General features: G+C 73.8%; 22 protein-coding genes. 15 read left to right on the top strand and 7 right to left on the bottom strand.

The features are described 5' to 3' along the window. Window positions 1-59 precede the first annotated feature (59 nt). Window positions 60-1,481: a glucuronate isomerase gene (uxaC, locus tag CLV70_RS32830; protein ID WP_106130518.1), complete on the top strand. Its 1,422-nt coding sequence runs from the start codon at window positions 60-62 to the stop codon at window positions 1,479-1,481. Next, on the top strand, window positions 1,478-2,830 hold the full coding sequence (locus tag CLV70_RS32825) for a mannitol dehydrogenase family protein (RefSeq protein ID WP_245908606.1): 1,353 nt from the start codon (window positions 1,478-1,480) through the stop codon (window positions 2,828-2,830). The genes uxaC and CLV70_RS32825 overlap by 4 nt, the downstream gene beginning before the upstream one ends. Before the next feature lie 46 nt (window positions 2,831-2,876). Here CLV70_RS32825 and CLV70_RS32820 read toward each other — a convergent pair whose 3' ends face one another. Beyond that, the gene (locus tag CLV70_RS32820; protein ID WP_106130517.1) at window positions 2,877-6,287 is read right to left on the bottom strand and encodes an ATP-binding protein; all 3,411 of its coding nucleotides are present in this window, start codon (window positions 6,285-6,287) and stop codon (window positions 2,877-2,879) included. 95 nt (window positions 6,288-6,382) lie between these two features. Between CLV70_RS32820 and CLV70_RS32815 the strand changes: the two genes are divergently transcribed. Beyond that, the gene (locus tag CLV70_RS32815) at window positions 6,383-7,051 is read left to right on the top strand and encodes an esterase/lipase family protein (RefSeq protein ID WP_106130516.1); all 669 of its coding nucleotides are present in this window, start codon (window positions 6,383-6,385) and stop codon (window positions 7,049-7,051) included. A 111-nt stretch (window positions 7,052-7,162) separates the two neighbouring features. Further along, complete coding sequence (locus CLV70_RS32810; RefSeq protein ID WP_106130515.1) at window positions 7,163-7,627, top strand: PLAT/LH2 domain-containing protein; 465 nt, start codon at window positions 7,163-7,165, stop codon at window positions 7,625-7,627. Between the two features lie 49 nt (window positions 7,628-7,676). On the opposite strand, the gene CLV70_RS32805 is transcribed toward CLV70_RS32810, so the two are convergent. Together CLV70_RS32805 and uidA are read right to left on the bottom strand one after the other, a co-directional pair. Beyond that, entirely contained in the window at window positions 7,677-9,065 is a 1,389-nt protein-coding gene (locus CLV70_RS32805; protein ID WP_106130514.1) for a glycoside-pentoside-hexuronide (GPH):cation symporter, read from the bottom strand. Window positions 9,066-9,070: 5 nt separating this feature from the next. After that, entirely contained in the window at window positions 9,071-10,846 is a 1,776-nt protein-coding gene (gene uidA, locus CLV70_RS32800; RefSeq protein WP_211303984.1) for a beta-glucuronidase, read from the bottom strand. Window positions 10,847-10,980: 134 nt separating this feature from the next. Here uidA and CLV70_RS32795 point away from each other — a divergent pair, with 134 nt between their 5' ends. The 5 genes from CLV70_RS32795 to CLV70_RS32775 all read left to right on the top strand — a co-directional run bounded on the left by CLV70_RS32795 (window position 10,981) and on the right by CLV70_RS32775 (window position 15,181). Then, window positions 10,981-11,580: a cytidylate kinase-like family protein gene (locus CLV70_RS32795; protein WP_106130512.1), complete on the top strand. Its 600-nt coding sequence runs from the start codon at window positions 10,981-10,983 to the stop codon at window positions 11,578-11,580. A gap of 63 nt (window positions 11,581-11,643) precedes the next feature. Continuing rightward, entirely contained in the window at window positions 11,644-12,654 is a 1,011-nt protein-coding gene (locus tag CLV70_RS32790) for an RNA polymerase subunit sigma-70 (RefSeq protein WP_106130511.1), read from the top strand. Continuing rightward, complete coding sequence (locus CLV70_RS32785; protein ID WP_106130510.1) at window positions 12,635-13,018, top strand: VOC family protein; 384 nt, start codon at window positions 12,635-12,637, stop codon at window positions 13,016-13,018. Before CLV70_RS32790 ends, CLV70_RS32785 begins: the two co-directional genes overlap by 20 nt. Before the next feature lie 314 nt (window positions 13,019-13,332). After that, window positions 13,333-14,310, top strand: coding sequence for a trypsin-like serine peptidase (locus CLV70_RS32780; protein ID WP_245908604.1), 978 nt, complete (start codon window positions 13,333-13,335; stop codon window positions 14,308-14,310). Window positions 14,311-14,404: 94 nt separating this feature from the next. Next, entirely contained in the window at window positions 14,405-15,181 is a 777-nt protein-coding gene (locus tag CLV70_RS32775; protein ID WP_106130508.1) for an META domain-containing protein, read from the top strand. Window positions 15,182-15,287: 106 nt separating this feature from the next. On the opposite strand, the gene CLV70_RS32770 is transcribed toward CLV70_RS32775, so the two are convergent. Together CLV70_RS32770 and CLV70_RS32765 are read right to left on the bottom strand one after the other, a co-directional pair. Next, on the bottom strand, window positions 15,288-16,361 hold the full coding sequence (locus tag CLV70_RS32770) for an FG-GAP repeat domain-containing protein (RefSeq protein WP_106130507.1): 1,074 nt from the start codon (window positions 16,359-16,361) through the stop codon (window positions 15,288-15,290). Window positions 16,362-16,579: 218 nt separating this feature from the next. Beyond that, the gene (locus tag CLV70_RS32765; RefSeq protein ID WP_106130506.1) at window positions 16,580-18,040 is read right to left on the bottom strand and encodes a glycoside hydrolase family 43 protein; all 1,461 of its coding nucleotides are present in this window, start codon (window positions 18,038-18,040) and stop codon (window positions 16,580-16,582) included. Between the two features lie 117 nt (window positions 18,041-18,157). On the opposite strand from CLV70_RS32765, the gene CLV70_RS32760 reads away from it, so the two are divergent. The 5 genes from CLV70_RS32760 to CLV70_RS32740 all read left to right on the top strand — a co-directional run bounded on the left by CLV70_RS32760 (window position 18,158) and on the right by CLV70_RS32740 (window position 23,808). Continuing rightward, a complete protein-coding gene (locus tag CLV70_RS32760; protein WP_106130505.1) occupies window positions 18,158-18,547 on the top strand; it encodes an HPF/RaiA family ribosome-associated protein in 390 nt (129 codons plus the stop codon). 67 nt (window positions 18,548-18,614) lie between these two features. Continuing rightward, window positions 18,615-19,427, top strand: coding sequence for a TrmH family RNA methyltransferase (locus CLV70_RS32755; RefSeq protein WP_106130504.1), 813 nt, complete (start codon window positions 18,615-18,617; stop codon window positions 19,425-19,427). A 31-nt stretch (window positions 19,428-19,458) separates the two neighbouring features. Continuing rightward, the gene (locus CLV70_RS32750; RefSeq protein ID WP_106130503.1) at window positions 19,459-20,364 is read left to right on the top strand and encodes a phosphotransferase enzyme family protein; all 906 of its coding nucleotides are present in this window, start codon (window positions 19,459-19,461) and stop codon (window positions 20,362-20,364) included. Between the two features lie 24 nt (window positions 20,365-20,388). Further along, on the top strand, window positions 20,389-22,953 hold the full coding sequence (locus CLV70_RS32745; RefSeq protein WP_106130502.1) for an ATP-binding protein: 2,565 nt from the start codon (window positions 20,389-20,391) through the stop codon (window positions 22,951-22,953). Window positions 22,954-23,001: 48 nt separating this feature from the next. Next, on the top strand, window positions 23,002-23,808 hold the full coding sequence (locus CLV70_RS32740; protein ID WP_106130501.1) for a class I SAM-dependent methyltransferase: 807 nt from the start codon (window positions 23,002-23,004) through the stop codon (window positions 23,806-23,808). On the opposite strand, the gene CLV70_RS32735 is transcribed toward CLV70_RS32740, so the two are convergent. Beyond that, window positions 23,730-24,653, bottom strand: coding sequence for a helix-turn-helix transcriptional regulator (locus CLV70_RS32735; protein WP_106130500.1), 924 nt, complete (start codon window positions 24,651-24,653; stop codon window positions 23,730-23,732). The genes CLV70_RS32740 and CLV70_RS32735 overlap by 79 nt on opposite strands. Before the next feature lie 102 nt (window positions 24,654-24,755). On the opposite strand from CLV70_RS32735, the gene CLV70_RS32730 reads away from it, so the two are divergent. Then, window positions 24,756-25,616, top strand: coding sequence for an SDR family NAD(P)-dependent oxidoreductase (locus CLV70_RS32730; protein ID WP_106130499.1), 861 nt, complete (start codon window positions 24,756-24,758; stop codon window positions 25,614-25,616). 163 nt (window positions 25,617-25,779) lie between these two features. Here the strand turns inward: CLV70_RS32730 and CLV70_RS32725 are convergent, their stop codons facing one another. Then, on the bottom strand, window positions 25,780-26,220 hold the full coding sequence (locus CLV70_RS32725) for an SRPBCC family protein (protein ID WP_106130498.1): 441 nt from the start codon (window positions 26,218-26,220) through the stop codon (window positions 25,780-25,782). Window positions 26,221-26,354: the final 134 nt, after the last annotated feature.

Below are 26,354 nucleotides of genomic sequence, written 5' to 3'. Positions count from 1 at the left end.
CGCCAGGCAAGATGTGGCAAGCGATTGCCGCCGGGGACGGGCGGGACGACGCTGGGGGGATGGCGACCGAGACCGCACCCCTCTCCCCGCACCCCGACCGGCTTCTGCCCGCCGACCCGGGGGTGCGGGACATCGCGCGGCGGCTCTATGCGGGCGTACGCGACCTGCCGATCGTGTCGCCGCACGGGCACGTCGACCCGCGGATCCTGGTCCGCGACGAGCCGTTCGCCGACCCGGCGAGCCTGCTGATCCAGCCCGACCACTACGTGACGCGGCTGCTGCACGCCGGCGGGGTGTCCCTCGGCGACCTCGGCGTCGGCGAGGGCCCGCTGCCCGAGCACCGCGCGCGGGCCGCCTGGCGGCTGCTCTGCGCCAACTGGCACCTGCTGCGCGGCACCCCCGTGCGGTACTGGTTCGACAGCGAGCTGGCGGACATCTTCGGCGTGACCGAGCGCCCGGCCGCGGCCAACGCCGACGCCCTGTACGACCGGATCGCCGCCGCGCTGCGGGAACCCACCCACCGGCCGCGGGCGCTGCTCCGGCGCTTCGGCATCGACTTCCTGGCCACCACCGACGATCCCGCCGACGACCTGGCGGCGCACGCCGCCCTCGCGGCCGATCCGGACGTCACCACCCGGGTCGCGCCGACGTTCCGGCCGGACCGCTACCTGGAACCGGCGACGCCGGGCTGGGCCGACGCCGTCAAGCGCCTCGGCGCCGTCGCCGACACCGACGTGGGCCACTACTCCGGATATGTCACCGCCCTCGAACTCCGTCGCCGGCACTTCATCGCGCACGGCGCCGTCTCGGCGGACCACGGCCACGCCGACGCGGTCGCGGAGCCCCTGGAGCCGGGCGAGGCCGCGCGGATCTACTCCGCCGCGATGGCCGGGCAGGTCACCGCCGCCGAGGGGACCGCGTTCCGCCGCCACATGATGCTCGAGATGGCCCGGATGTCCTGCGAGGACGGCCTGGTCATGACCTTGCACCCGGGCGTGCACCGCAACCACCACCCGCCGACCCTCGCCCGGTACGGCCCGGACACCGGCCACGACATCCCGGTGGCGGTCGAGTACACGCGTGCCCTGCGGCCGCTGCTGGAGCGTTACGGCACCCACCCGGACCTGCACCTCGTGCTGTTCACGGTGGACGCCGACGTCTTCGGCCGCGAGATCGCCCCGCTGGCCGGCTTCTACCCGTCCGTGTACGCCGGAGCGCCGTGGTGGTTCCTCGACAATCCGGCGGCGATCCGCGGGTTCCAGGGTGCGGTCACCGAGATCGCGGGGCTCAGCCGGCTGTCCGGCTTCATCGACGACACCCGCGCGTTCTGCTCGATCCCGGCCCGGCACGACATGTCACGCCGGCTCGACGCCGGGTTCCTCGCCCGGCTCGTCGCCGAGCACCGCCTCGACGAGGACGAGGCCGCCGACAGCCTGGCCGGCCTGGTCGCCGCCCAGCCGCGCAAGGTCTTCAAGCTGTGAACCGGCTGTCGCGTACGGCCGGGGCGCCCCCGGTGCGCATCGTCCACCTCGGGCTGGGCAACTTCTTCCGGGCCCACCAGGCCTGGTACACCGCCGCCGCCCCGGACGCCGCCGAGTGGGGGATCGCCGCGTTCACCGGGCGCTCGGCGGGGCTGGCCGACGCGCTGAGCGGGCAGGGCGGGCTCTACACGCTGGTCGTCCGCGGCCCGGACGGCGACGCCTGCGAGGTCGTCGGCAGCGTCGTGGCCGCGCACCCCGGCACCGGCCTCGCACCCTGGTACGACTACCTCACCCGCCCCGAGGTCAGCATCGTCACGCTGACCGTGACCGAGGCCGCCTACCTGCGCGGGCCGGACGGCGGTCTCGACGTCTCCCACCCCGGCCTGCGCGCGGACCTGGCGGCGTTGCGGGCCGATCCGAGGGCCTCCGTGACGACCGTGCCGGCCCGCCTCGTCGCCGGTCTCGCCGCCCGCCGGGCCGCGGGCGCCGGACCGCTCACGGTCGTGTCCTGCGACAACCTGCCGGACAACGGCGCCGCCGCCGCCCGCGTGGTGACGGACCTCGCCGCCCTGCTCGGCCCCGGCCTCGCGGAGTGGATCCGCGACACGATCCCGTTCGCCACCACCATGGTCGACCGGATCACGCCGGCCACCACGGAGGACGACGCGCGTGCCGTCGAGGAGCTGACCGGTTGGTCCGACGCCGCGCCCGTGGTCACCGAGCCCTACACCGAGTGGGTCCTCAGCGGCGAGTTCCCCGGCGGGCGCCCGGCCTGGGACGCGGCGGGCGCCCTGTTCGTCCCGGACGTCACGCCCTACGAGCGGCGCAAGCTGTGGCTGCTCAACGGCGGACATTCGCTGCTCGCGTACGCCGGCAGCGCGCGCGGCCACGAGACGGTCGCGCAGGCGGTCGCGGACCCGCGGTGCCGGAGCTGGCTGGAGCAGTGGTGGGACGAGGCGTCCCGGCACCTGACCCTGCCGCCGGGGGAGATCGCGGCCTACCGGGGCGCGCTGATCGAACGCTGGTCGAACCCGCGCATCCAGCACCGGCTGGCGCAGATCGCCGCGGACGGCTCGCAGAAGCTCCCGGTGCGGATCCTGCCCACGGTGCGCGCCGAGCGCGCGGCCGGCCGGATGCCCGGCGGCGCGGTCCGGGCCGTGACGGCCTGGATCGCCCATCTGCGCGGCGCCGGCGCCCCGGTCAGGGACGCCGCCGCGGACGCGGTGCGGGACGCCGCCGCCGGACCGCCCGCCGAGGCCGCCCGCCGCGTCCTCACGCTGCTCGGCCCCGACCTCGCCGCCGACGACGCCCTCGTGGCCGCCGTGACGGACGGCCTCGTCGGATCGTGATGATCGGCGTGAGCGCCATGATCATCTCCTGCGGGCGGGCGGCCGGTCAGCGCCGGATCCGGCGCTCCTCCTGGTCGGTCCGGTCGACGAGGGCGGTGGCACCGCACGACAGGAACAGCGTCCGGGCCCGGTCCAGCTCCCGCCGCGCCCGTCCGGGTTGCCCGTCCGCCGCGAGGGCGGTCGCGGTGTGCAGGTGGGCCTGCCCGCCCAGCAACCGGTCGTCGACGCCGGCGAAGAGGCGCGCGGCCGCGGCGGCACGGGCGGCGGAGGCGGACGCCGAGACGGGCCGGAGGGCATGCGCCCGGGCCAGCTCGGCGAGCCCCGCGCGCCGGGGCGTCGGGCACACCGCGACCTCCCGCTCGGCCCGGTCGGCCCACGTCGCGGCGACCTCGGGGCGGTCCTGCGCCGACCACGCCAGGGCGAGGGTCTCGTACAGGGTGCCGCGGGTGGTGGGGGTCGACGGCAGCTCCTCCGTGCCGTCCAGCAGGGAGCTGCACATTGCCGGCTCGCCGGCCTGCAGATGGGCGGTTGCCAGCGCCTGGACGGCCACGCCCGCGGCGTAGTCCCCGCGGCGGCCGGCGAGCGCCACGGCCTCCGTACCGGCCCGGTGGGCGAGTTTCCCGTCGCCGGTCAGGGCGGCGAGGGTGCATTCCCGGCTCAGCACCATGCTCATCATCGTGTCCGTGCCGGCCAGGGCGACCGCCTCCCGGGCCTCGTCGAGGCTGCGGGACGCCGCCGGGAGATCGCCCCGCGCCATGTGCAGGCCGACGAACAGCAGATGGATGCCGGGCACCACGTACATCTGCCCGGCGGCGCGGGCCAGGCCGAGGGCCCGGTCGACGTGCCGCGTCGCGTCGTCCAGCCGCTCGTAGACGGTCTCCGCGGTGGCCAGCCACACGACCATGTGCAGGAGCTCGAGCAACTCGCCGTCCGGCCGGGCGTCCACCAGGGCCGCCGCCTCGTCGAGCCGTTCCCGGGTGGAAGCGTCCCAGGTGCCCGCGGCCTGATCGGCGTACACGCACTGCAGCAGCGCCTCCGCGACCATCCACGGGGTGCCGGCACGCCGGGCGGCGGCGAGGGCCCGGCGCGGCCAGTCGGGTTCGCCGGGCGGCACCGGCTGGATGTACCGGGCCCCGAGCGCGAGGAGCAGGGTCGCCGCCACCGGCCCGTCGGCGTCGGCCACCCGCGCCAGCTCGGCGCGCAGCAGGGCGTTCGCCTCCCGGTGCCGGCCGAGCATCCGTTCGACCCCGGCGCACCAGCTGGCCAGCCGCGCCCGCTCCGGCGTCACCTCGGCCGGGATGGCCTGCCGCAGCCGGTGCAAAACCTCGCGGCTCTCGGCGAGCTGGCCGCTGGTCGCCAGGCTCTGCGCCCGCAGGCCGAGCAGCTGCTGCGCGACCTCCGGCGGATGGTCGTCGGTCACGAGCCGCAACGCCGCGCCGAGCCAGTGCGCCGCGGTACCCGGGCTGCTGTGCAGGACCTCCGCCGCCGCGCGCCGCAGGATGTCGATCGCGGCCGGGTCCCCGCGCCGGGCCGACGACTCGATGTGGTGGGCCTGCTCGGGCGCCGAGGCGCCCTGGCGGGCCAGCGCCGCCGCCGCCCGGCCGTGCGCCGCCACCCGCCAGCCGGGACCCGCCATGTCGTAGGCGATCCGCCGGATCAACGGGTGCCGGAACTGGAACCGGCCGGTGCGCGGGACCGGCCGGAGCAGGTCGTGGCCGACGAGCGCGTCCAGGGCCCGCGACACCTCGGCTTCGGGCAGGCCGGCCGTCGCGGCGATCAGGGGCACCTCGGCGAGATTGCCCACCACCGCGGCGGCCCGGGCCACGACCGTCTCGGCCGCGCTCAGGGCGTCGAGCTCACCCCGCAGGGCTTCCCGTACGGCGGCGGGCACCGGGTCCTGCTCGCCGAGGCTCCGGTCGTCCTCTCCCGGGCCCGCGGCGCCCTCGCGCGCCAGGGCCAGGAGGTAGAGCGGGTTCCCGCCGCTGAGCGCGTACAGGTGCTGACGGCGGTCGGCGGCCAGCTCCGCCGGCAGCAGCGTGTCGGCCTCGGCGGGGGAGAGCGGATCCAGGTCGACGAGGTCCGCCGAACCGTCCTGGATCGCCCGGCCGAGGGCCTGCCGGAGCGGCCCCCGCATCTGCCGTGGCCGGTACGAGACCGCCACCACGACCGGCCCCCGAGGGGGATGGCGCAGCAGGTAGGCCAGCAGCTCGGCCGAGCCCTGGTCGGCCCAGTGCAGGTCCTCGAGGACCAGGAGCAGCCCGGGCGGGGCCGCGAGCGCCTCCAGCAGGCACCGGAAGGCGCGGTACAGCAGATACCGTTCCGCCTCCACGGCCTGCCGGGCGGCCGTCCGGTTCTCCGGCGCGGGCAGCATCGGCAGGATCTCGCGGAGCAGGGCGCGGTCGGTGCCGGCGACGGCGTCGAGCCGGCGCGGATCGGTCCCCGCCAGGTGGTCCGCGAGCGCGTCCATCACGAGGGCGAACGGCACCTGCTGCTCGAACTCGGCCGCCCGCCCCCACAGCACCGTCCGGCCCGACTGCCCGGCCCGTACGGCCAACTCGGTCAGCAGCCGGGTCTTGCCCATGCCCGGATCGCCGCTGACCACGGGCACCACCGCCCCCGAGGGACGCCGGTGGTCCAGATGCCGGAGCAGCGCGCCCAGCTCCCGGCCGCGTCCGACGAGCTCCGGGCCCGCCGGCGGCACGGGGGCGGGCTCGATCCGTTCCCGCGCCGGCGCGACGTCGTGCTGCAACACGGCCGTTTCCAGCTCGCTCAGCGCCGATCCCACGTCGATGCCGAGCTCGGTGGCCAGCAGCCGGCGCACCTCGCGGACGACGGCCAGGGCGTCGCTCTGCCGCCCGGTCCGGTACAGCGCGAGGACCAGCTGGGCCTGGATCTGCTCGTCGAACGGGTGCTGAGCGGCCAGCGCCTGCAGCTCCGGGACGAGCTCGGCGTGCTCGCCCAGGGCCAGCCGCGCCTCGGCGAGCGCCCGCCGGGCCTCGAGCTCCAGCTTCGACAGCCGCCGGGCCTGCTCGGCCAGCCAGGGCAGCTCGGTCACGCCCTGCAGCGGGCTGCCCCGCCAGAGGCCGAGCGCGGCGCGCAGGTGTTCCGCCGCCCGTGCCGGGTCGGCCGCCCGCAGGCCGGCGTGGATCAGCCGTTCCGCGGTGGCGGCGTCGGTGGCGTCCCCGGGCAGGTCCAGCAGGAAGCCGGGGGACCGCGACACGATCGCCGAGCGCGCCCCGAGGATCCGCCGCAGGTACGACACGTGGCTCTGCACGGTGTTGAGGCCGGTCGCCGGGGCCCGGTCGCCCCACACCAGCTCGAGGAGGCGGCCGGCGCTGACCGTCCTGCCGGCGTTCAGGGCCAGCACCGACAGGATCGCCTTGCGCCGCAGGCCGGGAACCTGACGGAACTCGTCGCCGGCGTGGACGTCCACCGTGCCGAGGAGGCGAACCCGCATGCCTCCTCTTCCCGGCCGGCGTCATCGGCGCGTGCGGTACGCATCCTAACGGCCGGCGATATCTTGGGTCCTCCTCCGTCGAATGTGGAGCCGATATGCATCTCGCCCTGTCCGCCGTCCTCGGTCTCGCGATGCTGGCCGCGCCGCCCTCCGCCCCGCGGGCCGCGGCCGAGCCGGTCGTCCTGGTGCACGGCTGGGAGGGGTCCCCGGCGAACATGTCCGCGATGAGGGACGCCTTCGTCGCCGCCGGTCATCCCACCTACGTGATCGACCTGCCCGGCGAGGAGAACGTGGCCAACGCGACCGCCATCGCCGGCCTGGTCGGCAGGGTCCGCGCGGAGACCGGCGCGCCGGCCGTGCACCTGGTCGGGCACAGCATGGGCGGGTTGTCCGCGCGCTACTTCATCAAGCGGCTGGGCGGTGCCGAGGTGGTGCTGACCTACGTCTCCATGGGTACGGCCCAGAACGGCTACCTGCCGGCGTGCCTGCTGCCCCTCGACGCGGGCGGCCAGATGTGCCCGTCGAGCGAGTTCCTGCGCGACCTGAACGAGGGTGACGACACCCCCGGACCGACCGCCTACTCCACCTTCCGCAGCTCGCAGGAGAGCGCCCGCAACGTCCACCTCGACGGCGGCGCCTGCTTCCTGGTGGTGCCCGGCGTCGTGCACTCCGATCAGCCGAAGTCGCCGCCGTTCATCGAGGCCGCGCTCGCCGCGGTGGCGGGCACCTGCCCCGGGACGTACGTGGACGACCCGGTCCGGTAGGTCCGCCGCCCCGGTCTCCGCCGGATTTCAACGCGGCTTCAGAGCGGCATCAAGGTCCGCCGCCAAGCTGGTGCCGAGTCGACACACCGACCGAGACAGAGGAGCAGATACATGAAGGTTCGTCACGCGCTGATCGCGTCCGCGCTGGTCACCGGAAGCCTGGTCGCCGGGAGCCTGGTCGCGGGCGTCGGGCCGGCCGCCGCGGCGCCGGCCGGCCCGGCGGCGTTCGCCGGCATCCGCACGTACACCATGACGGTCAAGACCGGCGACCTCGACAACGCGGACACCGACGACGCCGTGCGCTTCGCGGCCCAGGGCACCGAGTCGTGGGCGCCTTCGTTCCGGGTCGACCGGGACTTCAAGCGGGGCGAGACCGTCACGTTCAGCTCGAAGCAGTGGGAGTCCCTCGGCACCGTCACCTCCGTCACGGTGCAGAAGAGCAAGCAGGAGAAGGACGCCTGGTACCTCGAGTACGTCCAGGTCCATGACGAGTCCATGGGCCGGGTCTACGTCTGCCCGGCGAACATCTGGTTCGAGCAGAACGACGACACCCAGCACCGCTTCGCCTGCGCCTGACACTCGCTGGCCGGGCCGGGACACCCTCGTGTCCCGGCCACCGGCGGGCTCAGCGCGCGGCCCGGCGGGCCTGGGTCTCGGCGACCATGGTGGCGAAGGTCTGCTCGGTCAGCGGGTAGCGGAAGAAGATCAGCATGCCGATCAGGATGAAGGCGACCGGGATGAAGCCCGAGGCGTAGCGGATCGCGTCGAGCGCCTGCTGATCCTGGACGGCCGCGCCGCCGACGTAGCCGCCGAGGGCGATCGCGTACGCCGCGACCGCGCCGCCGACCGCCTGGCCGAGCTTGCGGGTGAAGGAGAACAGGGCGTAGGTGATGCCCTCGGTGCGGACGCCGGTCTGCCATTCGCCGTACTCGACGGTGTCGGCCTCGAGGGCCCACATGAGGGTGTTGATGCCCGCGGTGGAGACGCCCATGATGCCGAAGAACGTCATCGACACCCACGGCGTCGACGGCGGTGACACCGAGATGCCGATGCCGGCGAGCAGCCCGACGGCCCCGAACGACAGGAACGCGCGCTTCTTGCCGACCGCCCGGACCAGCCGGGGCATCAGCGGGGCGACGAGGAAGATCGCGCCGACGCTCAGCACGGTCAGGGCGGTGAGGAGTTCCGCGTTGCCGAGCACGTCACGGGCGTAGTAGACCTGCACGGTCTGCAGCGAGAACAGGGCCGTGAGGAACGCCAGCGACGACAGGCAGAGCATGATCAGCGGCTTGTTGCGCCGGAGCGTGGTGAAGCTCTGGCCGGCGCTCACGTGCGCGACGTCGCGCTGGACCGACTCGCGGGCGGTCAGGAACAGGAACAGGTAGAGCGCGACGCCGACCACCGCGAAGATCAGCGTGGTGATCAGCAGCGAACGCTGGAAGCCGTCCGGGTCGCCGCGGTACTGCTGGATCTGCGGCGAGACCACGAAGGCCAGCATGATCGTGGTGACGGCGGTGCCGATCATCCGGAAACTGGCCAGCTTGGCGCGCTCGCCCGGCCGCTGCGTCATCGCCGCGGCCAGCGAACCGTACGGGATGTTCACCAGGCTGTACGCCAGCCCGAGCAGGCCGTACGTGACGTACGCGGCGGCCAGCTGGGCGCCGCCGCCGTCGAACTGCCGCGGGACGGTGAACGTGACGACGCTGAGCAGCAGCACCGGCGGGCCGGCGAAGACGAAGAACGGCCGGAACTTGCCCCACCGCGTCATCGTCCGGTCGACGACCCGGCCGGCGAAGATGTCCGCGAAGGCGTCCCAGATCCGGATCAGCAGGAACAGCGTGCCGGCCGCCGCCGCGCTGATCCCCACCACGTCGGTGTAGTAGATCAGCAGGAAGAACGAGGTCATCGAGAACGCGAGGTTGTTGGCGGCGTCGCCGGCCGCGTACCCGGCGAACTGGAGCGTGCCCAGCCTCGGAGCGGCGGTGGCGGACGGCGCGGCGGTGACGGTGTCCATGGTGGTCAGGCGTCCTTGCGCCAGCGGCGCCGCAGCGCGTGCGCGGCGGCCTTGGGCTGCCGGTCGCGGGTGAAGACGCCCTTCTTGTTGCCGCCGACCCGCATGACGCCGGAGGTGGTGGCGAAGTCCGCGAAGTTCCACACGTGCTCGCCGACGACCGCGTCGCACCGGTCGAAGACCCGGTGGTTCATGTCCAGGTACGCCACCTGGTACTCCTCGCTCCACGGCTGCGCGTCGACGGAGTGCAGGCCGGGGTAGGTGTCGGCGCCGTACTCGGTGATGATGATCGGCTTGTTCTCGCCGGCCCAGCCGCGCAGTTCCTCCTCCCAGGCCCGCTCGGCGGCGGGCAGGTCGCCGGTGTTCACGTACCAGCCGTAGTAGCGGTTGAGCATGAGCACGTCGGCGAACTGCGAGACCCGGCATTTTCCGTACGGCGAGAGCATCACGTTCACGAAGCCCACGGGCCGGCTGGGGTCGAGTTCGCGGGTCAGCTCGAACAGCGGCCGGAAGTAGTCCTCCGCGCCCTCGGTGTCGCTCTCGGGCTCGTTGGCGATGGACCACAGCACCACGCTGGGATGGTTCCGGTCGCGTTCCACCAGCTCCCGGATCGCCTGCGCGTGCACCTCGCGGGAGGCGTCGTTGACGGTGTCCGGGCTGAACGTCTCGTAGCCCTGCGCGCCGAAGATGCCGCCGCCGAGGCCCATGTTCAGCCCCACCGCCGCGGTCTCGTCGATGAGTACGATGCCCTGCCGGTCCGCGTAGTCGAGCACCTCCTCCGAGTACGGGTAGTGCGACGTCCGGAACGAGTTCGCGCCGATCCACCGGAGCAGCTCGAAGTCGTGCACCATGAACGCGTCGTTGTGGCCCTTGCCGATGACCGCCAGGTCCTCGTGCTTGCCGAAGCCGGTGAAGTAGAACGGCTCGCCGTTGATGAGGAACCGGTTGCCGCTGACGGTGACCGTACGGATGCCGACGCTCTGGTGATAGCTGTCGACCACCGTGCCGTCGTCGCCGAGCAACTGCGCCTCGAGGTCGTAGAGGTAGCCGTCGCCGGGCGCCCACCGGTGCGCGTCGGGCACCCGCAGCGTCCCGCTCGCGCCGCTGCCCTCGGCCACCGTCCGGCCGGTGGCGTCGCGCAGCACGACGCGGGTGGTCGCGGGGGCGCTCGCCGCGGTCGTGTAGTCGACGGTGCCGTCGCCGCCGTCGAGCCCGGTGACCACGGTGATGTCCGTGAGGTGCACGGGGTCCGTCTGGTAGAGCCACACCGGCCGGTGCAGGCCGGCGTAGTTGAAGAAGTCGTGCCAGTAGCGCTGCCGCGGGCCGGCCGGGGTGTCCTCGATGACGCCCGGCGGGATCGACTGGAAGGTCAGCGTGTTGTTGACGACGACGGTGATCCGGACCGGCTCGCCGGCCCGGACGTGCGCGGTGATGTCCGCTGCGAAGGGCGTGTAGCCGCCCTCGTGCGAGACGACCTCGGTGTCGCCGGCCCAGACGGTGGCCCGGTGGGTGGCGGACTCGAAGTGCAGCACGATCCGGCGCCCGTCCCAGCCGCGCGGCACCCGCACCTCGGTCTGGTACCAGACGTCGCCGACGTATTCGCGGACCGCGCTGTCGGCGGCGATGTCGTTGAAGCTCGCCGGCACCGCCATCTCCCGGGCGCCCGCCAGGGGCCCGCCGAACCACCGGGCGGTACGCCCCTCGCCTGCCGGGTCGAGGGCGAAGCGCCACAGGCCGTCCAGGCGCTTGCGCTCGCGGGTGGCGGTGTCCTGGGGTCGTAGCACGGTGGGCCTCCTCGGCGGTCGTTGCGGCGGTGTCCTCTCCATTGGGCGCGTCGCGCGAGATCGAGGTCAACGGATTGCCATCTCTTGCCGGGGCGGCGCACGATGAGACCGGACCCACCGGGGTAGGAGGTGCCATGGCGACGCCGGCCCCGCCCGTCGTGACGATCTTCGAGGCGTACGGCTCGGGCGCGGAGGAGATCGGTCCCCGCGTGGCCGAGGAGCTCGGGGTGCCCTTCCACGCGCAGGCGTTCTCCTCCGAGCAGCTCGAGGACCCCTCCACCGGCGACGGCCTGCTCGCCCGGGTGTTCGCGGCGATGGGCGGCTCGTACGCCGCGCTGGAGGGCCCGGCCGTGGCGATGGCCCAGCGCGACGATCACGAGCTGGTGCTGCGCAACACCGAGTGGGTCCTGGACGCCGCCCGCGGGGGAGGCGTCATCGTCGGCCGCAACGGCGCCCTCATCCTGTCCTCGTGGCCGGGGGCCCTGCACGTACGGCTGGACGCCCCGGTGACGCGGCGCGTCGAGCGGGCGGCGCGGGTCGCGGGGATCAGCCCCGAGCGGGCCGCCCGGCGCCAGCGCCGCGAGGACCTGATGCGGGCCGACATGTCGTTGCGGCTGTACGGCTGGGACCCGCGCGAGCCCACCCGCTACGACCTGGTCCTGAACACCGGCACCCTGGACCCCGTCGCGTGCGCCGCCGTCATCGTGCACGCCGTACGGGCGAAGGCCCGGTGATGAGTTTTCCGCTCCGCGCCCGTCATACCTGCGACGGAACACGACGAGGCGGAGGATGACGTGATGAGGGTGACAAGCCTGGCCGAGGCCGACGAGCCGCGGTTCACCGGGCTGGCGGAGCCGCACCGGCGGGAACTGCACGTGCACTGCTACCGGATGCTCGGGTCGTTCGAGGACGCCGAGGACGCCGTGCAGGAGACGTTCCTGCGGGCCTGGCGGCGCCGGGAGACCTTCGAGGGGCGGTCGACGTTCCGGGCCTGGCTCTACCGGATCGCCACCAACGCCTGCCTGGACCTGCTGGCCGGAAGCCGCCCGGAGCCCGCGACCGGCGGCGAGGTGCGGTGGCTGCAACCGTACCCGGACCGGCTGCTCGACGAGCTGCCCGCGGGCGGCGCCGACGAGCCGGAGACCGCCGCCGTCGCGCGGGAGACGATCGAGCTGGCGTACGTCGTCGCGGTCCAGCACCTCGCGCCGCGCCCGCGAGCCGTGCTGATCCTGCGGGACGTGCTCGGCTGGCCGGCGAAGGAGGTTGCGGAGCTGCTCGGCGACTCGGTCAACTCCGTGAACAGCGCGCTGCAGCGGGCCCGCGCCGGCATGCGCGAGCACCTGCCGGCCGGGCGGCAGGACTGGACCGCGGGCGAGCCGGACGCCGCGACCCGCGAACTCGTCCGCCGCTTCACCGACGCCAGCGTGGCGACCGACATACCGGCCCTCTCCGCCATGCTCCGCGACGACGTCCGGTTCTCGATGCCGCCCACCCCGGGCGTGTACGCCGGCCGCGACGCGGTGGTGAACAACTGGGTCGAGGACGGCTTCGAGGGCATGAAGGGGCTGTCCGGCATCCCCACCTCGGTCAACCGCCAGCCCGCCGTCGCCTTCTACCTGTGGCGGGAGGACGAGGGCGCGTACCTGCCGCTGACGATCGACGTCCTGCGCGTCACCGGCGGGGAGATCACCGAGATCCTCACCTTCCACGCCGACCGGTTCCCGGCCCTGGGGCTCCCGGACCGCCTGCCGGCGGATCAGGGCATTCCTACCGTTTCCGGGGAGCACGATGGTCTCGAACATCCATAACATCACCTTCGACACGACCGGTGATCCGTACGAGCTGGCGACGTTCTGGTCGGCGGTGACCGGCCGCCCGATGCACGACGACGACGTGCCGGGCGACCCCGAGGCGGTCCTGATCGCCGAGGGACAGCCGGCGCTGCTGTTCGTCCGGGTGCCCGAGGGCAGGGTGGTGAAGAACCGGGTCCACCTCGATCTCCAGCCCGGGGACCGGACCCGCGACGAGGAGGTCGACCGGCTGATCGGGGCCGGCGCGACGCTCGTCGAGGACCACCGCCGGCCGGACGGCACCGGCTGGGTCACGCTCGCGGACCCGGAAGGCAACGAGTTCTGCGTGGAGCGCAGCGCCGCCGAACGGGCCGCCGGATAGCACCGTCCCGGGAGCGGTCCGCACCGGATCGCTCCCGGGATCTCCGGAGAAGGAGTGCCCGGGGGGTACGCACCGAGGTGCTCGGCCTGATCGACGTCGACAACTTCAGCTCGTTCTGACGTCCCGTGAATGTCCAGTTTGGACTCTGGTGCCAATTCGGCGTGATTGTCCGGCGCCTCTCGAGATCCATTCCGGTGGCGATACCATTCCTTTCGATTTGATGCATCGGAACGAGTCGGCATCCGGACATCGATCATTCAAATGAATCTATAGCATCGGCGGATCGAATGTCGTCAACCACGAAAGGAAACGGCATGAGATCCATTCTCAGATCGGTGACCGTGGCCGGCGCCGGCCTGGTGCTGACGCTCACCGGCGGGCTGGTGGCGCAGGCCGCGCCGCCCGCCGCGGGTACGGGCAACGTCAGCACGGTCGCGCGGACGCACGACGGGAGGGCGGTCACCGACCAGGCGGCGGTGGCCGCGGTGGAGGCGTACTGGACGCCGGCCCGGATGGCTTCCGCGGTGAACCTGGACATCAAGGGCTCCGAATCCACCGCGGACGCGCCCGCCGCGCCGCAGGGCAAGCCCGGCAGTGTGGCTCCCGCTCTGCCGAAGCGGGGCCTGGCCGCGCTGAACGAGTCCGTCGTCGTCGGCAAGGTCTACGTGTCCACCCCCAGCGGGCCCGGCGAGTGTTCCGCCAGCGCCCTGAACAGCGGAAAGAAGCGCCTGGTGCTCACCGCCGGGCACTGCGTGCACTCCGGTTCCGGCGGCGCCTGGTTCTCGAACTTCATCTTCGTGCCCGGGTTCCGGCAGGGCAACGAGCCGGTCGGGCGCTTCGTCGCGTACAACCTCACCAGCCGTACGGCGTGGACGAGCAGCAGCAACCGCGACGAGGACATGGCGATCGCGATCATGAACAACGGCGGGATCTACGGCGCCAAGGTGGTCGACACCGTCGGCGGCATGGGCCTGCGCTGGAACTGGGGCTACTCCGTCGCGGTGACCATCCTGGGCTACCCGGCGGCCGGCGGATTCCCGGGCGACGTGCAGTACTTCTGCCAGGGCACGACGTGGAACGGGCACAATCAGCAGGTGCGTGCCTGGTGCAACATGACCCAGGGTTCCAGCGGTGGTCCCTGGCTCCAGGAATACAACGATTCGACCGGGCTGGGATACAGCAACAGCGTGGTCAGTCACCGGCACAGCGACCCCGCCCAGATGGATGGGCCGTATTTCGACAATGACATCAAGAGCCTTTTCGATTACGCCGAGGGCCTGTCCCCGGCGTAAGGAGAAGTGATCCGCGGGGCCCCGGCAGCGCGCGCCGGGGCCTTCCGGGCGCAGGCGAGGGAACGGGGCATGCGGGCATGGCGTCGGAGTCGGCATGACGATCGGACGATGGGGCTTTCTGGCGGCGATGACGATCATGGCGGCGGGCTGCGGCGGCACGGCGGCACCCCCTGGTGGCGGGGAGGGGGCGCCGCTCTTCGACCGGACGTTCGTGTCCGCGGCGGACGACCCGGGACGGCAGCTCGCCGGCGGCACCCGCGTACGCCTGACCTTCCGGTCCGGCACCGTGAGCGCCGAGGCGGGCTGCAACCATCTCTCCGGCACGCTCGCCGTCGAGGGCGACCGGCTCGTCGTGTCGGACCTGGGCGGCACGATGATGGCCTGCTCGCCGGAGCTGATGGCGCAGGACACCTGGCTGACCGAGTTTCTGCGGGACGGCCCGCGCTGGACCCTCGACGCCGCCACCCTCGTGCTGACCACGGCGGACGCCCGGCTCCGGCTGGTCGACCTGCGGTCTGCCGAACCGGACCGAGCCCTGACCGGACCGCGCTGGTCCGTGGAGTCGCTGCTCGACGGTGCGACCGCGGCCTCGGTCCCGGCCGGTACGGCGGCCCACCTCACCTTCGCCGCCGGCCGGGTGACCGGCTCGACGGGCTGCGCCGCCCTCGACGCCGAAGCGACCGCCGGCGCCACCACGATCACCTTCTCCGGCCTGCCCGCCCGCGCGCCGGAGTGCCCGCCGCGGCTCAGGGCGCTGGACGCGGCGGTCCGTGCCGTCCTCCTCGGGGAGGTGCCGTACCGGATCACCGGCGACCGGCTGACGCTCACCCACCCCGGCGGCAAGGGCCTGCAACTGCGCGCCGGCGCGTGAGCGGAAGCCCTCAAGGCTTCGCTCGCCCGCCCTCGCCCGGATCTGAGCGTGCCGGTGGCGCCGTCCCGGGCAGGGGCGGCGCCATCGGCGTACGGGCGTCAGGGCCTCACCAGAGGATGCCGGGCTGCGGGATCTCCGAGCCGACGGCGAAGTAGTTGTGCCACTTCCAGCCGGTGCCGAGGAAGGTGCCGCCGGTCGAGCGGGCCACGTAGACGTCGGCCGCCGAGCCACGGGTGAAGGTGGCGATGTCCGCGCGGCCGTCGCCGGTGAAGTCGCCCGTGCCGGGGATCTCCGAGCCGACGGCGAACCAGTCGTGCCACTTCCAGCCGGTGCCGGAGAACGAGGATCCGGTGGACAGCGCGACGTAGACGTCGGCGCTGGAGCCGCGGGTGAAGGTCACGATGTCGTCGCGTCCGTCGTTGTTGAAGTCGCCCACCGACGGCAGCTCGGTGCCGACCGCGAAGTAGTTGTGCCACTTCCAGCCGGTGCCCGAGAAGGACGAGCCGGTGGACAGGGCGACGTAGACGTCGGCGCTGGAGCCGCGGGTGAACGTGGCGATGTCGTCGCGTCCGTCGCCGTTGAAGTCGCCCACTGCCGGGATCTCGGAGCCGGCGGCGAAGTAGTTGTGCCACTTCCAGCCGGTGCCGGAGAACGAGTGGCCGGTGGAGAGGGCGACGTAGACGTCGGCGCTGGAGCCGCGGGTGAAGGTGGCGATGTCGTCGCGTCCGTCGCCGTTGAAGTCGCCCACGGCGGGGGTCTCGGTGCCGGCGGCGAAGTAGTTGTGCCACTTCACGCCGGTGCCGACGAACCGCGATCCGGTGGACAGGGCGACGTAGACGTCCGCGGCGGCACCGCGGGTGAAGGTGGCGATGTCGTCGCGTCCGTCGCCGTTGAAGTCGCCCACCAACGGTGTTTCCGTTCCGGCGGCGAAATAGTCATGCCATTTCCAGCCGGTGCCGGAAAAGCCCGATCCGGTGGACAGGGCGACGTACACGTCAGCGCTGGAACCGCGGGTGAAGGTCACGATGTCGTCGCGGCCGTCGCCGTTGAAGTCGCCGGCGACCCCGCTGAATCCGCCACCGGCCGGCGGCGCCGCGTGTGCCGCGGTCGCCGGGATCTGGACGATCATCGCGACCGTCGCGGCCGCCGCCAGACTGACAAGACGCGTTACCGAAAACATGATGCTCCCCGTTTCTGTCCGACCATTTGCCGGACAGTCGACTGTGAATTCAGGAATCAAACTAGCGTCGATCGGGGCAATTCAGGCTTTTCAGTCCGGTTGCTGTCTGGATCCAGTAAAAGCCACATCACAGTCGGATCGGGCCTATGCTGGCGGGTTCCCCGGACACGGAACGGCGCCACCGCCCACGGGGGCGATGGCGCCGGAGAATCGGTACGTCAGTCGACCGCGACGTTGTCGAACGTGGCCGCGGTGTGGAAGACGCGGACGCCCGTCGTGCCGGTGGTGAAGGTCGGGTCCGTCACGGTCAGGCGGGGGGTGGTGGAGCTGCCGACGTACACCTTGATGGTCGATCCTGTCGCCTGCACGCGCAGGTGGTAGCGGGTCCCGCGGGTGACCGTCATCGGGGTCGAGGCGAGCAGGCGCCAGTTGTTGTCGGCCCGGCCCAGGATCACCCGGCCCGCGGTGGTCAGGCCGGCGTAGTAGCCGCGGTAGCTGTCCGTGCCCACCGCCGGCTGGGAGGCCCGGAAGACCACGCCCGCGTCGCCGGTGCCGGAGTCGATGGTCACGTCCGCGTCGTACGTGAGATCCCCGAAGTTGGTGTCCTGCAACGCCTTGCCGCCCGCGGAGGCGGTCGCCCGGTACGCGCCGCCCGCCGCCGACCAGGTCGAGCCGTACGTGCGCCAGCCCACCGCGTCCCCGTCGGCGAAGTTGTCCCGGACCTTCATCGACACCGGCTGGATGGTGCCGTCCGGGTTGAAGTACATGCGGTCGTACGCGATCTGCCGGTGGTTCGCGTCGGTCTCGCTCAGCGGCCGGCGGTGGTACACGATGTACCAGATGTCGGTGCCCGGCACGTTGATCACCGAGTTGTGGCCGGAGCCCTTCGCCACCTCGGGGTCCTGGGTGAGGATCTTCGCGCGCTCGGTGAACGGGCCGGTGGGCGAGTCCGCCGTCGCGTACGCGACCGAGTAGTCCGGGCCGCCCCAGCCGCCCTCCGACCACATCAGGTAGTACGTGCCGTCGCGCTTGAACATCTGGGAGCCCTCGGTGTAGCCGGCCGGGGTGATCTCCTTGAACGTGCTGCCGTCGGCGAAGCGGCCGAGGCTGATCATGTCGCTGTTGAGCTTCGCCACGTTGGCGTGCCCCCAGCCGCCGTAGTACAGGTACGCCTGCCCGTCGTCGTCGACGAAGACGTCCTGGTCGATCGGCTGGGCGCCGTTGACGAAGCGGTCGACCAGGGGCGCGCCGATGGCGTCCGTGTACGGACCCTCCGGCCGGTCGGCGACCGCGACGCCGATGCCGCCGCGCTCGCTGTCGTTCTGGATGTCGTTGGCGCCGAAGTACAGGTAGTAGCGCCCGTCGCGGTGCACCGGCGCGGGCGCCCACACCGCCCGGCGGGCCCAGCTGACGTTCGCCGTGGTGAGCACGTTCGGGTGCTTGGTCCAGTGGACGAGGTCGGCCGAGCTGAAGGCGTCCAGGTACGTCTGCTCGTCGTACGGGCGGGACGAGGTGGGGTAGACCCAGTAGCGCCCCTCGTAGACGGCGGCGTCGGGGTCGGCGTACCACCCGGCGACGAACGGGTTGCCCGCCTCCGCCGTCGGATAGTCGGGCACCGCGGCCGGCGCGGGGGCGGTGGCGGTGAGGACGGCGGCCAGAACCGCGGGAAGAAGGCCCATGATCCCGATTCATCCATCCATGAATGTCGATGTCAAGGGAGATGCGGACGTGAAGTGCATTTCGGGTGCGGAACGGGTAGGAGGTGATCAACCTAGTTCCGACGACAAGGAGACCCGATGAGTGTCGCGGCAGAACCAGCCACCGTCGACCAGTGCCTGCGCGCGGGAGCCGGCTTCTCCCAGGGCGACCGCGAATGGATCGCCGAGCAGTTCGCCACCCTGGACGCGCGGCTGGCCACGTTCCCGGCGGAGACCACCGAACTGGAGATCTCCGTCAAGGACCGCGAGGCCCGGGGCCAGAAGGTCACCCTGGAGTGCTGGATCGCCGGACGCGAGAAGATCGTCACCACCTCCGGCGAGGAGGACCTGCACGCCGCCCTCAACGACGTGCGTGACGACCTGCGCCGGCGCCTGAACGACGCGAAGACCAAGCAGGAGCCGCGGCACAACCGGCACCTGCGGGCCGGGCTCGCCGACCTACCGCAGGACCCGGAACCACAGATCTGAGGCGTGCGGCACCTCCGCTGCGGCTCGCCCACCGGCGCCGCGCGGAGGTGCCGTAACCTCGGTCGGCGTGCCCAGGACGTTGAGGATCACCAGCCGGAACGCCGCCTTCCAGCAGTGGCAGGCCCTGCTCGGCAACCGTACGAAGCGGCAGCGGGCCGGCGAGTTCCTGGTCCAGGGCGTACGCCCGATCTCGCTGGCCGTCGAGCACGGCTGGGAGATCCGCACGCTGCTCACCGCCGACGGGCCCGGCCTGTCCCGGTGGGGGCGGGACGTGCTCGAGACGGCCGGGGCCCCGCGGGCGCTGCTCTCCGCCGAGCTGATGCGCGAACTCGGCGGCAAGGACGAGGAGGCGCCCGAACTGCTGGCCGTGGTCGGGCTGCCCGCGGACGACCTGGGCCGGCTGCCCGTACGCGCGAACCCGCTGGTGGTGGTGTTCGACCGGCCCACCACCCCGGGCAACCTCGGCACGCTGGTGCGCTCGGCGGACGCGTTCGGGGCGGCCGGGGTGATCGTCACCGGGCACGCCGCCGACCCGTACGACCCCAAGGCGGTCCGCGCGTCCACCGGCTCGCTCTTCGCCCTGCCGGTCGTGCGGGTGCCGAGCCATCGGGAGGTGCTGGACTGGGCGGGGGCGCTGGACGTACCCGTGCAGATCGTCGGCACCGACGAGCGCGGGCCGGTCGACATCGCCGAGCACGACCTGACCGGCCCGACCGTGCTGGCGATCGGCAACGAGACGCACGGCCTGAGCGCCGCCTGGCGTGACGTGTGCGACCACATGGTGCGGATCCCGATCACCGGCGCCGCGAGCTCGCTGAACGCCGCCGCGGCCGGCACGGTGGCCCTCTACGAGGCGGCCCGGCAGCGGCGCTCCGCCTGACCGGCGGGGAGCGACGACGTACGGTCGCAGCATGGTGGCGACCCTGCGCTCGATCGTGGACCCGGCCTGGCTGGCGGCGACGGTGGCGCGGGAGTACGCGCTGGAGGTCTCCGGCTGCGTGCTCCTGCGTTCGCTGGTCAACGACGTCTACCGGGTCGACACCCCGGCCGGCCGGTACGTGCTCAAGCTCTACCGGGCCGGGTACGAGCGGGCCGCCTGGGAGGTCGGGCTGGCCGCCCACGTCGGTGCCGGGGTGGCACAGGGCGTTCCCTTGCGCGGCGGCGCACTGTCCGGCACCGTCGCGGCGGCCGAGGGGGCGCGGGAGTTCTCGCTGTGGCGGTGGGTGCCCGGCGCGCGGCCGGCGAAACCGCGCGACGACGCGCTCTACCACCGGTTCGGGGCGGCCACGGCCGCGTTCCACGAGGCGGCCGGCGGCTTTCCCGCGCCGCCCGCGTACGACGTCTTCGCCCTGCTGGACGACGTGCTCGCCCGGCTGCCGGACGCCGCGGACCGGAATCTGACGGCCGCCCTCGCCGCGGAGGCGCGCTCCCGGCTCGCCGACGCCGGCCTGGAACGCGGCGTCTGCCACGGCGACGTCACCCTCGACAACGTGCACGCCGACGGCGACCGCCTGATCTTCTACGACCTGGACCGGGCCGCCGCCGGCGCCCTGGCCACGGACCTGAGCCCGGTCGCGGCCACCCCGCACTGGCCCGCCTTCCTGGCCGGCTACCGGACCGTCCGCCCGTTCCCGGACCCGGCGGTGGCCATGCTGCCCTGGCTGGACGTCGGCCTGCGCCTCGACTACCTGCACTTCCACCTGTACGCCAAGCCCGCCATGCGCGGCACCGAATCCCTGACCGACGGCTGGGTGGCCCAGAACATCGCCCAACTACGCGCCGCGGCGGTCAATCTGCTGCCGGCAGACCTCTGGTGACCCCGCCAACTAGGCTGGGCGGGCATGGAGCTGCTCGAACGCGACGGCGCGCTGGCCGAGCTGGACCGGCTGCTGGCCGACACGGCCGGCGGCGGGCGGGTCGCGCTCGTCGCGGGTGAGGCGGGGGCCGGGAAGTCGAGTCTCGCCGCCGCCTTCGCCGCCCGGGTGGGCCGGCGGGCGCGCATTCTGAGCGGTGCCTGCGATCCGTTGCTGACGCCGCGGGCGCTCGGGCCGGTGCACGACATCGCCCGGCAGACCGGTGGTGTCCTGCGGGAGCGGGTCGCCGGGGGTGAGCGGGGCGCGGTCTTCGACGCCCTGCTCGACGAGCTGGACGGCCCGCTGCCCGGGCGCCGGGCGGTGGTGGTGCTGGAGGACCTGCACTGGGCCGACGAGGCGACCCTGGACCTGGTGGCGTTCCTCGGGCGGCGGCTGGCCGTGTGCCGGGCGCTGCTGCTGCTCACGTACCGCGACGACGAGCTCGGGCCCGGCCATCAGCTGCGGGCCGTCCTCGCCGGGCTGCCGCGCGGGCCGGTGCGGCGGATCGCGTTGCCGCCGCTGTCCGCCGGGGCGGTCGCCGAGCTGGCCCGGCGGGCGGGCCGGCCGCCGGCCGCCGTGCACAGCGTGACCGGTGGCAACCCGCTGCTGGTCACGGAGGTGCTGGCCGGCGCGGAGACCGGGGTGCCGGCGACCGTCCGCGACCTGGTCCTGTCCCGGCTGGCCGCGCTGTCCCCGGCCGCGCGGGCCGCGGCCGGGCTGGTCGCCGTCGTGCCGTCGCACGCCGAGTCCGCGCTGCTGGAGGGGCACGCCGAGGGCGTCGAGGAGGGCCTGGCCGGTGGCGTGCTCACCGGCTCGGCCGACGCCGTCGGGTTCCGCCACGAGCTGTTGCGCCGGGCGGTCGAGGAGTCGCTGTCGCCGGTGCGCCGGGCGGCCCTGCACGCGGAGGTGCTCGACCGGCTCGCCGGCCGGCCCGGGGTGGATCCCGCCCGGCTCGTGCACCACGCCCACCACGCCGGGGACGCCGCGAGCGTGCTGCGCTGGGCGCCCGTCGCCGCCCGGCGGGCCGCCGAGGTGGGCGCCCACCGGCAGGCCGCGGCGCACTACGAGACGGCGTTGCGGCACGCCGCCGGGGTCACCGGGCCGGCGCGGGCCGGCCTGCTGGAGGCGTACGCGACGGTCGCGCACCTGGCCGGCCTCAACGGGGAGGGGCTCGGCGCCCGGCAGGAGGCGCTGGCGCTGCGCGAGGCGGCCGGGGACACCGTCCGGATCGGCGAGAACCTGCGGTGGGTGTCGCGGCTGGCGTGGTGGTCCGGGCGTACGGCGCAGGCCCGCGAGGCCGGCACCCGCGCCGTCGAAGTGCTCGAGGCCGCCGGGCCGGGCCCGCAGCTCGCGATGGCCTACAGCAACATGGCGCAGCTCGACATGCTCGCCGACGCGGACACCGCCCTCGGCTGGGGCGAGCGGGCGGTGGCGCTGGCCCGTGAGCTCGGCGACCTCGACACCGAGGCGCACGCGCGGGTCACGATCGGCTCGTTCCGGCTCCAGCGCGGCGACCCGGCGGGTGGGGAGGAGCTCGACCGGGTGCACCGTACGGCCGCCGCCGCGGGCCTGACCGACCACGCCGCCCGCGCCCTCGTGAACCGCGCCTGCCAGGCCGTCGAGTGGCACCAGCCCGGGCTCGCCGAGGACGTGCTGGAGCGGGCCCTGGCCTACACCGACGCGCGCGACCTCGGCGGGTACGTGCGCCACCTGCTCGGCTACCGCGCGGTGCTGCGTCTGGCCCGCGGCGACTGGCCGGGCGCCGCCGAGGACGCCGGGCAGGCGATCGCCGGGCCCGACCAGCCCGGCCCGTTCCGCTGCCCGGCGCAGGTGACGCTCGGCCGGCTGCGGTCGCGGCGGGGGCTGCCCGGCGCGGAGGAGGTGCTGGGGGAGGCCGCGGCGGCCGCGTACGAGGCGGACGAGCTGCAGTTCGTCGGCCCGGTCGCGGCGGCGCTGGCCGAGCACCATTGGATCGCCGGGGATCCGGGGCGGTCGGCGGCCGAGGCGCAGCGCGGTTACCGGATGGCGGTGGCGTCGGGGCATCCGTGGCTCGCCGGGGAGCTGGCCTTCCGGCTGTGGCGCTCGGGTGCGGCGGCGAGCAGCGACGGGATCGCGGCGCCCTACCGGCTGCTGCTCGAGGGCGACGTGCGCGGCGCGGCGGAGCAGTGGGCGTGGCTCGGCTACGACTACGCCCGCGCCGAGGCGCTGGCCTGCGGTGACGACGAGGACGCGGCGGAGGCCGTACGCATCATGGATGGTCTCGGCGCGGTCGCCGCCGCCCGCCGCGTCCGGGCCGAGCTGCGCGACCGGGGTGCGAAGGTGCCGCGGGGGCCGCGCGCGGCGACCGCGGCCGACCCGACCGGGCTCACCGCGCGGCAGCGGGAGGTGCTGGAGCTGCTCGCCGAGGGGCTGAGCAACGCGCAGATCGCGGCGGCCCTGTCGCTGTCGGCGAAGACGGTCGACCACCACGTGTCGGCCGTGCTCGGCAAGCTCGGCGTCACGTCGCGGGGCCAGGCCGCGGCGGCCGCCCGGCGCGCGGCCGGGCCAAGATAGGGAGTTCTCCCCACGCGCCGCCCCCGGTGCCGTTTCTACCGTCACGTCATGACGAATTCAGAGGTCAAGGCGCGCCAGCAGAAGACGTGGGCGAGCGGCGATTACGGCGCCGTCGCCGCCCTCATCCAGCCCATCTCCGAGTCGCTCGTGCAGGCGGCGGACCTGTCCGCCGGGTCGCGGGTGCTCGACGTCGCCACCGGTACGGGCAACGCCGCGATCGCCGCCGCCCGCTGCCTGTGCGAGGTCGTCGGCGTGGACTACGTACCCGGGCTGTTGGAGCGTGCCCGTGCCCGCGCCGCCGCCGAGCACCTGCCGGTCCGTTTCGTGGAGGCCGACGCGGAGAACCTGCCGTGCGACGACGGCGAATGGGACGCGGTGGTGTCGGTGGTCGGCGTGATGTTCGCCCCCGATCAGGAGCGCGCCGCCGCCGAACTGCTGCGGGTGTGCCGGCCGGGCGGGACGCTCGCGCTGGCCGGCTGGACCCCGGACGGCTTCATCGGCGACCTTTTCCGTACGGTGGGCCGCCGCGTGCCGCCCCCGCCGGGCCTGCGCGCGCCGGTGGAGTGGGGCAGCGAGCCGCGGCTGCGGGAGCTGCTCGGCGACTCCGTCACGCAGGTGCGCGTGGCCCGCCGCGAGTTCGTGTTCCGCTTCGCCACCGCCGAGGCGTTCGTCGACTACTTCCGGGACCACTACGGACCCACGCTGAAGGCGTTCGAGGCCCTCGCCGAGGACGACCGCAAGCTCCTGTACGCCGACCTCGTCGACCTCGTGGCCCGCTACGACGTCGCGACGGACGGGACCGTGAAGATCCCGTCGGCGTACCTCGAGGCGGTCGCGGTGCGTGCCGGCGGGTGAGGCCCGGGCCGGGCGGGCCGGTGCGGGTCGCCGGCTCCGGCCAGCCCGGCGAGGCGGCGCAGGGCCTCTTCGGACGGGCTGCCCGGCCGGGCGGAGTAGACCACGATCTGCTGGCCCGGCGCGGACGGCGCGATCAGCCCCTCGAAGTCGAGCACCAGCACGCCCACCCGCGGGTGGGCGATCGTCATCCGCCCATTGGTGCGGCCGCGGACCTCGTGTTCCGCCCACATCCGGCGGAAGGGCTCGCTGCGGGCCGACAGCTCGCCGACCAGCTCGGTCAGCTCCGGGTCGTCGACGTCCGCGCCGGCCAGTCCGCGCAGGCAGGCCACGAGATCGGGCCGCAGGTCGGGTTCGCCCATCGGGCCGTCGTTGTCCAGGAACGCGGCCCGCACCAGGTTGGTGCCCGGGACGTGCAGCGGCGACAGCGCCCGCGCCAGGGGGTTCACCGCCAGGATCTCGAAGAGGTGGGTCTGCACGAAGGCGGGCGTCATCGGCCAGGAGTCGATGAGCTGCCGCAGGCCGGGGGAGACCTGCGGCCGCCGGGCCGGCCGGCGCGACGGCCAGGACAGTCCGGCGAGCGCGAACAGGTGCCGGGTCGCGGCGTCGTCCAGGCGCAGGGCCCGGGCGAGCGCCGCGAGGACCTCCGCCGACGGCCGGCGGTCCCGCCCCTGCTCCAGGCCCAGGTAGTAGTCGGCGCTGATCCCGGCGAGCATCGCGATCTCCTCGCGGCGCAGGCCCGGGACCCGCCGCCGGGCGGTCTCGGGCAGGCCGACATCGGCGGGGCGCAGCCGCTCCCGGCGCGCCCGCAGATAGGCGCCGAGCACCTTCGGGTCCGGCCTGACCATGATCCGAGGATAGCGGCGCGGCGACCCGGGAGCCTGGGGCCGGTAGTACCAGGACATTCCGCCCTCTCCACCGGCGGACCGTCCCGGCCTAGCGTCGTCGCAATGACGAGGGAGAGTCTGCTCGGCACGACCGCGGTGGTGACCGGTGCGAGTTCTGGGGTGGGTGCGGCCGCGGCCCGGCGTCTGGCCGGGCTCGGCGCGAAGGTGGTCGTGGTGGGCCGGGCGGTGGACCGGACCGGGGCTGTCGCGGACGAGATCGGCGGTACGGCCTTCTGCGCCGACTTCTCGAGCTTCGCCGAGGTGCGCAAGCTGGCGGACGACCTGTTGGAGCACGCCCCACGCATCGACATCCTGGCCAACAACGCCGGTTTCACGTCGGCGCGGCGGCAGCTGACCCCGGACGGCCACGAGATGACGATGCAGGTCAACTACCTGTCCCCGTTCCTCCTGACGGCGCTGCTCAGAGATGCCCTGCTCGAGTCGCCCGCGGCCCGCATCATCACCACCAGCTCCAGCCTCTACCGGCACGGGCGGCTCGACCTGGACGATCTCGGCGGCACCCGGGGGCGATACCGGCAGCTGCGGGCGTACAACAACTCGAAGCTCGCCGATCTGGCGCATGCCGCCGAGCTCAACCGCCGGCTGCCCGCGACGGCGACCGCCACCGCGTTCCACCCCGGGACCGTCCGGTCCGGCCTCGACCGCGGCTCGCGGCTCGTCACCGTGGTGAAGAGGTACACGCCCGTCCGCCTGCTCACCAACTCTCCCGAGGAGGGCGCCGAGCCGCTCGTGGCGATCGCCACCGCGGATCAGGCCGATCTCCGGGACGTCTTCTACAACAGACTGGAGCGTCAGCACCCGCAACACCCCGCCGTCACGGACGCGGCCTTCGGCGCGCGGCTGTGGCAGCGCACCACGGAGATCACCGGGGCGCCGGCCTGGCCCCGGCCCGCGAACCGGTAACCGCCCGCCGCCCGGGGCCGGCTGCCGGAAGGGGCGAGCCGGCTCAGGACCGCGGCGAGGCGGGCTGCGGCCGAGCTGCCGGCGGGGCAGGACTGCGGCGAGGCCGGCCGGGGCGCAGGCGGGGCGCAGGGCTGCGGTGCGGCGGGCTGCCGGTGGGTGTGGCTCAGGCCGGGGCGAGCCGGCCCAGGACCGCGGCGAGGCGGGCCGCGGTCCGGGTGCCGAGCTTCTCGAACTCCGCCCGCAGGATCGGGGTGGCCAGCTTCGCGAGGCCGTGCAGCTCCAGCTCGACGTGGAAGCTGACCTCGCTGCCGCCCGCGGCCGGGCGCACCCGCAGCGCCTCGGTCGACGTGGCGCCCTCGTTGCGGCCGGCGAAGACCAGCGTCTCCGCGTCCGCCGCGACGAGCGTGTACGTCAGCTCGGTGGTGACGCCGAGGATGCGCGACTCCTTGTGCCAGGTCGCGCCGACGGCGAGCGGTCCGGCGCCGGTGCGCACCGTGCGCCGCGCGGCGGGGTCCCACTCGTCGGCGTTGGCCAGGTCCCGCAGGTAGGCCAGCACCGGATCGGGGGCGGCCGCGGCGGTGAAGGTGCGCGAGATCGTGATCATCGTCTTCCCCTCGAGGAGCCGGCGGGACCGCCACCAAGCCTAGACGAGTAGTTCCGATGTCAGGGGTCGATGTCTTGGGTACGAAGGGAGGGTGTCCAAGATCGTGTTGTGACGCAAGACCTGGACACCCTCTT

The sequence above is a fragment of the Pseudosporangium ferrugineum genome (assembly GCF_003002065.1).
GTDB classification, from domain to species: Bacteria; Actinomycetota; Actinomycetes; order Mycobacteriales; family Micromonosporaceae; genus Actinoplanes; species Actinoplanes ferrugineus_A.
This window is presented reverse-complemented; position numbering and strand designations above follow the sequence as displayed.

Bases quoted from the DNA above. Each gene is read 5' to 3' on its own strand.
- CLV70_RS32805 (WP_106130514.1), bottom strand. From the start codon at position 9,065: ATGGACACCGTCACCGCCGCGCCGTCCGCCACCGCCGCTCCGAGGCTG.
- CLV70_RS32775 (WP_106130508.1), top strand. From the start codon at position 14,405: ATGACGATCGGACGATGGGGCTTTCTGGCGGCGATGACGATCATGGCG.
- CLV70_RS32790 (WP_106130511.1), top strand. From the start codon at position 11,644: ATGAGGGTGACAAGCCTGGCCGAGGCCGACGAGCCGCGGTTCACCGGG.
- CLV70_RS32765 (WP_106130506.1), bottom strand. From the start codon at position 18,040: ATGGGCCTTCTTCCCGCGGTTCTGGCCGCCGTCCTCACCGCCACCGCC.
- CLV70_RS32745 (WP_106130502.1), top strand. From the start codon at position 20,389: ATGGAGCTGCTCGAACGCGACGGCGCGCTGGCCGAGCTGGACCGGCTG.
- CLV70_RS32785 (WP_106130510.1), top strand. From the start codon at position 12,635: ATGGTCTCGAACATCCATAACATCACCTTCGACACGACCGGTGATCCG.
- uxaC (WP_106130518.1), top strand. From the start codon at position 60: ATGGCGACCGAGACCGCACCCCTCTCCCCGCACCCCGACCGGCTTCTG.
- CLV70_RS32730 (WP_106130499.1), top strand. From the start codon at position 24,756: ATGACGAGGGAGAGTCTGCTCGGCACGACCGCGGTGGTGACCGGTGCG.
- CLV70_RS32810 (WP_106130515.1), top strand. From the start codon at position 7,163: ATGAAGGTTCGTCACGCGCTGATCGCGTCCGCGCTGGTCACCGGAAGC.
- CLV70_RS32725 (WP_106130498.1), bottom strand. From the start codon at position 26,220: ATGATCACGATCTCGCGCACCTTCACCGCCGCGGCCGCCCCCGATCCG.
- CLV70_RS32795 (WP_106130512.1), top strand. From the start codon at position 10,981: ATGGCGACGCCGGCCCCGCCCGTCGTGACGATCTTCGAGGCGTACGGC.
- CLV70_RS32760 (WP_106130505.1), top strand. From the start codon at position 18,158: ATGAGTGTCGCGGCAGAACCAGCCACCGTCGACCAGTGCCTGCGCGCG.
- CLV70_RS32770 (WP_106130507.1), bottom strand. From the start codon at position 16,361: ATGTTTTCGGTAACGCGTCTTGTCAGTCTGGCGGCGGCCGCGACGGTC.
- CLV70_RS32815 (WP_106130516.1), top strand. From the start codon at position 6,383: ATGCATCTCGCCCTGTCCGCCGTCCTCGGTCTCGCGATGCTGGCCGCG.
- CLV70_RS32740 (WP_106130501.1), top strand. From the start codon at position 23,002: ATGACGAATTCAGAGGTCAAGGCGCGCCAGCAGAAGACGTGGGCGAGC.
- CLV70_RS32750 (WP_106130503.1), top strand. From the start codon at position 19,459: ATGGTGGCGACCCTGCGCTCGATCGTGGACCCGGCCTGGCTGGCGGCG.
- CLV70_RS32735 (WP_106130500.1), bottom strand. From the start codon at position 24,653: ATGGTCAGGCCGGACCCGAAGGTGCTCGGCGCCTATCTGCGGGCGCGC.
- CLV70_RS32820 (WP_106130517.1), bottom strand. From the start codon at position 6,287: ATGCGGGTTCGCCTCCTCGGCACGGTGGACGTCCACGCCGGCGACGAG.
- CLV70_RS32780 (WP_245908604.1), top strand. From the start codon at position 13,333: ATGAGATCCATTCTCAGATCGGTGACCGTGGCCGGCGCCGGCCTGGTG.